This window comes from Variovorax rhizosphaerae, assembly GCF_037889975.1.
Lineage (GTDB): Bacteria > Pseudomonadota > Gammaproteobacteria > Burkholderiales > Burkholderiaceae_C > Variovorax > Variovorax rhizosphaerae.
The window spans coordinates 1-7,783 of the sequence record NZ_JBBKZT010000073.1 but is presented as its reverse complement, the minus strand read 5'-3'; the positions used below and the strand labels follow the sequence as shown (position 1 = coordinate 7,783).

General features: G+C 64.0%; 10 protein-coding genes. 5 read left to right on the top strand and 5 right to left on the bottom strand.

From position 1 onward, the window contains the following. Positions 1–409: 409 nt before the first annotated feature. Both WKW82_RS39935 and WKW82_RS39930 read right to left on the bottom strand, forming a co-directional pair. On the bottom strand, positions 410–844 hold the full coding sequence (locus WKW82_RS39935; protein ID WP_340348753.1) for a hypothetical protein: 435 nt from the start codon (positions 842–844) through the stop codon (positions 410–412). 137 nt (positions 845–981) lie between these two features. After that, positions 982–1,380, bottom strand: coding sequence for a response regulator transcription factor (locus tag WKW82_RS39930; RefSeq protein ID WP_340348752.1), 399 nt, complete (start codon positions 1,378–1,380; stop codon positions 982–984). A 2-nt stretch (positions 1,381–1,382) separates the two neighbouring features. Between WKW82_RS39930 and WKW82_RS39925 the strand changes: the two genes are divergently transcribed. The 3 genes from WKW82_RS39925 to WKW82_RS39915 all read left to right on the top strand — a co-directional run bounded on the left by WKW82_RS39925 (position 1,383) and on the right by WKW82_RS39915 (position 3,070). Further along, complete coding sequence (locus tag WKW82_RS39925; protein WP_340348751.1) at positions 1,383–1,772, top strand: hypothetical protein; 390 nt, start codon at positions 1,383–1,385, stop codon at positions 1,770–1,772. Then, positions 1,769–1,909 (top strand): hypothetical protein, encoded by a 141-nt coding sequence (locus WKW82_RS39920; protein ID WP_340348750.1) that lies wholly within the window; start codon positions 1,769–1,771, stop codon positions 1,907–1,909. Before WKW82_RS39925 ends, WKW82_RS39920 begins: the two co-directional genes overlap by 4 nt. Before the next feature lie 717 nt (positions 1,910–2,626). Continuing rightward, positions 2,627–3,070 (top strand): universal stress protein, encoded by a 444-nt coding sequence (locus WKW82_RS39915; RefSeq protein ID WP_340348749.1) that lies wholly within the window; start codon positions 2,627–2,629, stop codon positions 3,068–3,070. 961 nt (positions 3,071–4,031) lie between these two features. On the opposite strand, the gene WKW82_RS39910 is transcribed toward WKW82_RS39915, so the two are convergent. Next, positions 4,032–4,448, bottom strand: a complete 417-nt coding sequence (locus WKW82_RS39910) for a transposase (RefSeq protein WP_340348748.1) — start codon at positions 4,446–4,448, stop codon at positions 4,032–4,034. 267 nt (positions 4,449–4,715) lie between these two features. Here WKW82_RS39910 and WKW82_RS39905 point away from each other — a divergent pair, with 267 nt between their 5' ends. Both WKW82_RS39905 and WKW82_RS39900 read left to right on the top strand, forming a co-directional pair. Then, the gene (locus WKW82_RS39905) at positions 4,716–5,690 is read left to right on the top strand and encodes an autotransporter domain-containing protein (RefSeq protein WP_340348747.1); all 975 of its coding nucleotides are present in this window, start codon (positions 4,716–4,718) and stop codon (positions 5,688–5,690) included. 14 nt (positions 5,691–5,704) lie between these two features. Next, entirely contained in the window at positions 5,705–5,944 is a 240-nt protein-coding gene (locus WKW82_RS39900; RefSeq protein WP_340348746.1) for a hypothetical protein, read from the top strand. A gap of 72 nt (positions 5,945–6,016) precedes the next feature. Here the strand turns inward: WKW82_RS39900 and WKW82_RS39895 are convergent, their stop codons facing one another. Together WKW82_RS39895 and WKW82_RS39890 are read right to left on the bottom strand one after the other, a co-directional pair. Next, on the bottom strand, positions 6,017–6,580 hold the full coding sequence (locus tag WKW82_RS39895) for a BPSL1445 family SYLF domain-containing lipoprotein (protein WP_340348745.1): 564 nt from the start codon (positions 6,578–6,580) through the stop codon (positions 6,017–6,019). An 806-nt stretch (positions 6,581–7,386) separates the two neighbouring features. Beyond that, positions 7,387–7,783: Rrf2 family transcriptional regulator (locus tag WKW82_RS39890; RefSeq protein WP_340348744.1), on the bottom strand; the 397-nt coding region annotated here is incomplete at its 5' end.

Sequence of the window (7,783 nt, the reverse complement as noted above, 5' to 3'; positions counted from 1 at the left end):
GAAGCCGCGTCGGATCGCGGTGACCGCCGCCTGATAGCGGCCGAGAAAGGCAGGGTGTTGATGCCGGCGCGTTCTTGACCCAGATGCCGGGCACTGAACTGACCCATCCCAATCACCTCGCAACCCATTGCTGGCAATGATTTCCAATGCTCGCCCATGGGTCTGCGAAATATCGGCACACGGGTCAGTTCTCGACCGGCCGCCACACCAGTGAGTTGAAGGGTCGAGGTGCGGTGCGGCGACCACCGCGGCTCGGCATCATGGAACCGTGTCGCTCATCGATGTAGGGGCGCAGACCGACTGCAAACGGCCCCGGACTTGCCGTCGCGTGATGTGACGACATGGACCGAGCCGAAAACGTGCACGCGGGCAGGTAGAGGTGGCGCCTCACGGCGATCTGGCGAATGAACTAAATCCTGACTCGACCAATCGTCTTGCCCGCCTCCAGCAGGCAAGACGCGTTCACGATCGCGCCCGCTAGGTCGGCCGTGGGCCGCGCGGGACCGAAGACAAACGTGACGATTGCGGCGTTGGCAGTGAGGACTGCGGCATCAACCCTCGTGTCCTCTTCGCCCGATGCGGGTCTTTGAGGCGGCGCCAGAAGTGCGAGCGCCGCTGCCTGCCCCATGCCTGAGTCGCGGGCTCGCACGACCTTGACGGCCTGCTGCCCGTGTTTACGGCATGCGAGCCTGGCATGGAACCGCGCAACTTCCGGGACCAAGGCAAAGGTCGCGGCAAACGCGCGCTCCAGGTCCTCGGCCTCGTTTTGGGCCAGGGCAGCGGGACTGAAGCAGCAAACGAGAAACAGCGCGATGAAAAACCGGCATGCGAAGCGTCGATCCATTGCGTGCCCTTGGGCTTCCGATGGTCTGGTACGAACGATCGAACTCGGCATTCCTCGCGGCCGCACGCAGTTCAACCGACGGCAAGAGTAGTGGTGGTGCCCCAGATTGTGACCACAAAGCTTGATCGAAGAAATGCTCATGGTGTTCGCAAGCCGGTCGCGATGGCGATGGCCGCCAACAGTTCAGTGCTTGAGAAGGGCTTTCTCAAAAGTCGCGTTGCCGTAGCCGCCATCGCCAAGCTGTCAAGCGCGTCTTCATCGCTGGCAGTGATGAAGATGACCGGTACATGAACGTTGGTAGCGCGCATCCGCGCCAGTACCTCGAAGCCTGACAGTCCGGGCATCTGCACATCTACGATGGCGCAGGCTGGGGCTTGGAGTTCAAGGGTCGCCAGGAAGTGCTCTCTGGAGGAATTGCCGACCATCCGATCAACCGCATCGACGAGTTGCTGCCGTGGAACATCGGCGGGCACCATGTCGAGCAACGACTGGCTGCCTGAGCCTACTCGACCAAGCTGCGCAACAGAGGAAGACAAGAGTGACCCTGCAAGGCGCGGACCCGCGGATGGTCGAAGCCCTCGAGGACGCGAGCAGCTTCCAGCTCTACCAGCTCAAGGCATTGATCGAGGGCATGCTGGCCGACCCACGTCGAGGCATTGCCGCTCGTGCGAACCTTCATCTTGGCCAGCCTGTGCAGTTCGTCGACTTCCGGGATGGCCAGATGCGCCGCGGCAAGATCATTGCCATGAGGGACACTCAGGCGACGGTGCTGGAGGAAGGCACCAGGCGGAGCTGGAAGATCCCATTCCTGGCGATGCAGGGCTACCAAGGTCAGAACGCCGCGATGAGCAAGCTGCCTATGGGCCGCCGCCAGAGCCGGCCAGCGCGACGACCCGTGCGCGCGAGTTCCAACGCGGGGACACCGTGACGTTCAATGACCGGGAGGGTCGTAACGTCACCGGCGTGATCGCGCGCATCAACCAGCGCACGGCCATCCTCGGCATCAGCGATGGCGAGACTTGGCGAGTGCCGTTCCATGTCCTGCGCCGCGTGCTCGAGGTCTGAGCATCGTCGACCTCTTCATCCGGTCGGCGTCAAGAGGGCCTTGGGGCCGCGCTTACCCTTCTGCTAAACGAGCGTCGCTGAAATCGGTGACGCCGGGAGTGCCGGAGGACTTCTTATCGTAAAGGTTGCCATCTTGAGGTGGTGATCGGGATGCGCGATGGAAGCAGCTTGTCCACAGAGCGCCTACGGTGTCCTAGTGTTGTGGCATGCAGCAAGCGAATCGAACGATCGTGCTGTTGCGTTCGGCAAGCTACCCCGGGCGCAAGTGCGCAGACAACTCCCCTCGATTCCCGCGAGCGCGCACATTTCTTTCACGTGAACGATTCCTTCCATCCCGACCTGACGTGTTATCGCGCTACTGCGCGCCACCGCGTCGGACGACTACTTCAACTATGCCGGCCACAAGGGCGGCACAGCGCCGCCAGGCAGCGGACAAGCGGCCCGGTCAAGGACGCGCAGGCCACCCCGTCACCAAGGACCCACGACCACCACGCAGATGCCATGGGCCCCGTTGCGTCCGTCTCAGGAAGTCGTCATCGATTTGAATCACGGGGGTCTAGCGCATTGACGGCGTGGCGCTCAGGCTTCAGGCGCCTGATTAGCGTGCACACACCCAAGAGGCGCATGCTGTCCTCTCCCGGCGCGCCTGGACTTGTCCTGCGTCAAGACCGGAACATGGCCGAGCTTCTAAGCTCGAGGCATCCGGAGGACCACATCATGTTCGAGCGAATCCTGGTCGCCACCGACGGCTCCAGCCTTTCACGCAAAGCAGTGCTCAGCGCCATCACACTCGCTTCGCAGATCGACGCCGAATTGGTGGCTGTCACCGTCGTGCCCCGCTACCCGACGAGCTGCTTGGAGGGCGCCGTGAACTTCTCCCCGCAAGACGTCGGACAGGTCGAGTGCGCTTGGAATGACAAGGCGCAGGGCAGGCTCAACGCGGTCAGCGACATGGCGGCAGCGGCAGGCGTCAGGATCAAGACGGCCTCGCTCAACTCGGATCGGGTGGCCGAGTCCTTGATCGCCGCGGCGAAAAAGCACAGGTGCGACCTGATCGTGATGGCCTCGCATGGTCGAACAGGTGTGCAGCGCTTGCTGCTCGGCAGCGAAACGCAAGACGTGCTGAGCCACTGCGCACTCCCGGTGCTCGTGCTTCGCTGACCATCTTGCAACTCGCAAGCGTTTGATCTTGTCGCCCGGGAAAGCGTCATGACCCATCCAAGCCTGATCATCATCTGCCGAGAACACCGGGCGCTGTCCGCGATGTTGCGCTCCATCATCCTCATGCTGTCCGAGCACCGCCGCAAGGGGACCTTGCCCGACCTCGAGGCCCTGCAGGCCATGTTGTTTTACGTCGATGAGTTCCCGGAGAAGCTGCACCATCCCAAGGAAAGTCGCCTGCTCTTTCCAAAGATTCGCGGGCGGAATCGGCGGATCGACGCGGTGCTCGACCGTCTGGACAAAACGATGCGACATGTTTATTCGGGGCGGTCAATATCGAATCGGCGCCGACGCCCCGGCCGGGCATGCCCCCGACCGCGAACGAGCGCTTCTAGTCGAGAACGTTCTCACACTTCTGGCTCAGCAGAACAAACGGAGAAGTCCAATGGCGAGTTCACCCACCAAGCAGCCGGGACAGCCCGCTCGCCCCTTGAGCACCTCAATGGCGGATGTACTCGCCCTTCATGCGAAATGTGGTTCGCGGGAGCCGGGATGGCATGGCGCCTGGCACACCAAGGCGTTGTTCGCCGGCTGGCTGCGAGTGCGAAGCGACCAACGCACCGAGCTGACTCCGGAGGGTGAGCGAGCGTACGCCCAGTACTGCTCCCGGGTTGAGGATGACTTGGCCCTGTGGAAAGAACGACAGGACGCAAAAGCCGCTGCAGCGGCGACCGGAGAGGCCTTGGCAGCGGCAGAACGTGCCAACAAATCCGCTGAGAATAAAGACCGAAAGGTGGGCCTAAAGGCGCAGGCGACGGCCGCCCGGCGCGCAGCCAAGGTCTTGGCAGCGGCAGAACGTGCAGCTAGGGCGACCGCTGAGAAGGAGCTGCGAGAGAGCCTGAAGGTCGAGCGCGTACTAGCGCGTGAGCGAGCGCGCAACTGGCGTAATACCCCCACAGCCTCAGGCCGCCTGGCCGCAGCGTGGATGCCGCCCCCGCTCCGCAGCTAATGAGCCGGCTCGGCTGTTGAACGAGCCCCGAGGTGCGCGAGCAAGCCGGGCTGGCCATTCATATCTGATTCGCACGACCTCTTGGGCGCTCGACCAAGTCGCGTCGCCCCGAGTTGCGGACCTCACGAGGTCGCACAGGAACGCGACAGGGACGAACTGCAGAGCAGGCGCGACGCCACTGATCGCAGGCGTCGCGGCGCTCATGCGCTTGAGGCCGCGGCCCGTGAGCCATTTGCGCACGACGTTGGCATTCAAGCCATGTGCGATGGCCACGGCTGAAACCGACGCGCCGGGCTGCCGGCACTCGGCCAAGACCCGCGCCTTGAAATCGGCACTGTGGACCCGGCGATTGGAGCTATTGGGATGCATAGGTGTCCGCCAAAAATAGGTGGACGCCATCCTCTGAGGGTGCCGCGACCGGCGCAAGGTGGCACCGCTGGACGCTCACTCAGCTTCGACATCCTCGACGCTACGAAGCTCGTCCCTGAGGAACTGGTGCCGGTGCAGAGCGTCGGCTGGCGGGCCGTATCCATTCGTATGCGACACGCAGATCAGCCGCCTCGGTGGCCCGAACTTCCACGCGCCGCATTAGCAGTACGCCACCGTCCGAGCCGATGTCGCCGTCCGCTGGAAGGCATGCAGTTCCGCATCACCGGCTACACGATCGAGGGAGGAAGCCTGCAACTCGGCAACGGCGGCGCCAGCGGATCCATCACCGGCGTGACCGTCAACAACGGCACGCTCGCCTTCAACCGCAGCGACCTATACACCTTCGGCGGCAACATCTCCGGCAGCGGTGGCGTGAGCGCAGGGCGCGGGCGAGAACTGGTACCTGCGCTCCACCGCGCCGGTGGCGCCACCCAACCAGCCTGCCGCACCAGTGCAGGTGCCGACCTACCGTGCAGAAGTTCCACTGCTGGCCGCCTTGCCGCGCAACTGCGCCAGGCCGATCTGGCGATGCTCGCCAACCTGCATCGGCGCGTTGGCGACGAGGCCCCGTCGGCCCAGTCGCAGGACACCCAGGCAGCGGCGCCAGGCGGCACACGCCGGGCATGGGGTCGCGTGGTGTACGCCGACCTGGACATCCAGCAGCCGGGCGTCCCGCAGGTCTATTCCGGTGGTCACGTGACCGGACTGCAGGCCGGCACCGACCTGTGGGCCAGCGGCAACTGGGGCGCGGGTGTGTATCTGGGCTATCTCGATGGTGGCAGTGCCGACGTGAGCGGCAATGCCCGCGGCATCGTCGCCCGCGTGGTTTACAAGGAACTTCAATCGCGCTACCTCGGCGCCTATGCCACATGGATGGACGAGAGCGGCCTTTACGTTGACAGCGTGTTGCAGGGCGGCAGCCAGCGCTTCACGATACGCCCCGACATCAACTTGGGCGTGGCCGGCAAGGCCAGCAGCCTTGCCGCCTCCGTGGAAGTGGGCAAGCCCTTCGCCCTCAACGCGCGCTGGAGCCTGGAACCACAGGCGCAGATCGCCTTCCAGCGCAGCAGCGTGGACGACATGGTTCTCAGTGGCGCGCAAGTCCGCCAGGACGTTGTCAGCGGCTGGATCGGGCGCGCGCGCGCCTCAGGGGCAGTCTCGCCATTGCCGCCGGGCGGCTGAAGCCCTACGCCCGCGTGAACCTGTACCGGGCAAGCTTCGGTGAAGGCGTGGTCACCTCCATCGGCCCGGCGGGAGCGCTCGCGATCTCCAGCAGGGGCGGCTACAGCGCAGCCGAGGCGGCCGCTGGCGCAACGCTGGCGTTGAACCCTGCGACCAGCCTGTACGGCGAGATCGGCCACCTCTGGAGCATCGGCGGCGCTGCGACGGTCAAGTCCTCGGTTTTGGCTTCGCTCGGCATCAAAGTGCGCTGGTAGCCGCAATGCGCCGCCGATGTTCGGCCCGCAAAGTTGAAGGTCGCTACAAGGCCCTGAGCTCCCCGGAAAAGATCAAAAGTCGAGCTTGTTGATTTTGGTGCCGTCAAGGCTGAGGTTGGCCATCAGGCCGGCATTGCTCAGGGCATAACCCACGACTGGTTGCTGCGCGGTCTGGGTGTCGACGGCTGCGGACGCGCCGACCTTGAGCATGGTGACCGAGGCATCGGCGCCGGCGGTCCAGCCGTTGCTCGCGCGAAACTTGTCCAGCGACTCCTGGGTCATGAAGAGCACGTAGACAGCCTTGGAGTCGGCGCCGGCAAGCAAGCCGACGGACGCTGCGGTGGTGCTGTAATAGCCCACGGTCTTGCCGCCGACGCGCAGCGCCCCCTGCCCGTAGGAGCCGCCCACGCCAAGCCCGGCGGAGACCACTGCGGGGAACACCAGCACCCCCTTGGCCTTGCTCGTCATTTCACGCGAGCCCGGCGCCTGCGAGTAGAGCCTGGACAGTGAACTGTCGACGCCAGCGTCAATGCTGGCGCGCTTGGCTGCCGGATCGCCGCCCTTGGTGGAGGTGGTGGTGCATGCCGCGGCGAGCACGCCCAGAAGCCCTGCTGACAAGAAAGATCGCTTGTCCATGTCTGCTCTCCTGTGTGGTTTCACCATTGTGCGCGCCCTACGGAGTTGGCTCAAGCGCCAGCACAGTCAATCTACGGCCACTGGCGCGTGGTGCGTCCCTTGGTGGGGAAAAGCAAAACGCGGGACGCACCGGCCGCACGCGTCGGCTGCTGGCCAATGACGCAAACAGTATCCAACCGCAAAGTCGGTTCAACTTCCCGACTGACCGATGATGACCAATTGTGTTGAACAACTCGTTTGCGAGAGGACGCGGGTCAAGATCCGATTGCAAGTCGCAGTGCCCGCGTGATGCATCAATGGCCATCAGAGCCACGCACGGGGTCTCAGTTGAGACTCCATTGAAGCTGGCCCCGCGGAGCTCACCACGGCTTGTTGACGGCGCCTGGATCGAAATCGCGCACCGGACGGCGTCGCTGCGGAATCTTTCAACACAATTGGCTGGCAACGTTACTTCGCCGATGCACCAGCAAGCTGCTTTTCGTTGCGTGCCAAACGGCCACGCGCGGGTAAGTTGGGCGCACCAGCCAATCGCTACGCTTTGGATCGGCAAATCGAACGGTAGGCCCAAGCGCCGCTCGATCAGATCGCTGTTATGAAGCCGATTGACGCAGAGCCAGATCGGGCTGGCACCCCGCGGGCGGATCGATAGGAAAGATCTTCGCGAGCGCGCCTCCAGCACTCAAATCCCGCCGTCGACGGACCATGCGGTGTGGATCCTCACAACGCTCCTAGCCCCTGGAGGCTGGAGGCCCCAGGCGACGGGCTCCGATCGCGAGGATGAATGGCGCCCGGAGCCTCCGGCAGAATCAGGTCTTGGCCAAGTCCTTGCCGAGTGCGAACACCGAATTTGCCTTGACGCGAATGGGCTTGGCCACCGGCCGCTTTATTATTCCGCGCTTCACGACCGGCATGTTCTCGACCTTCACGCCATTGGCGAGTTGGTCGTCCGCCAGCTTTTGCAGCGTGATGGAATTCATGAACTCGACCATGTGCTGGTTCAGCGAGGCCCAGAGATCATGCGTCATACAGCGGCCGGCTTCGCCCAAGCAATCTTCCTTGCCGCCGAATAGGGTTGCGTCGATGGACTCATCGACCGCCGCGACGATGTCGGCGATCGTGATTTCGGAAGCCATGCGTCTGAGCTCATAGCCGCCGCCGGGGCCGCGAGTCGCATCGACCAGCTCACGGCGACGCAGTTTGCCG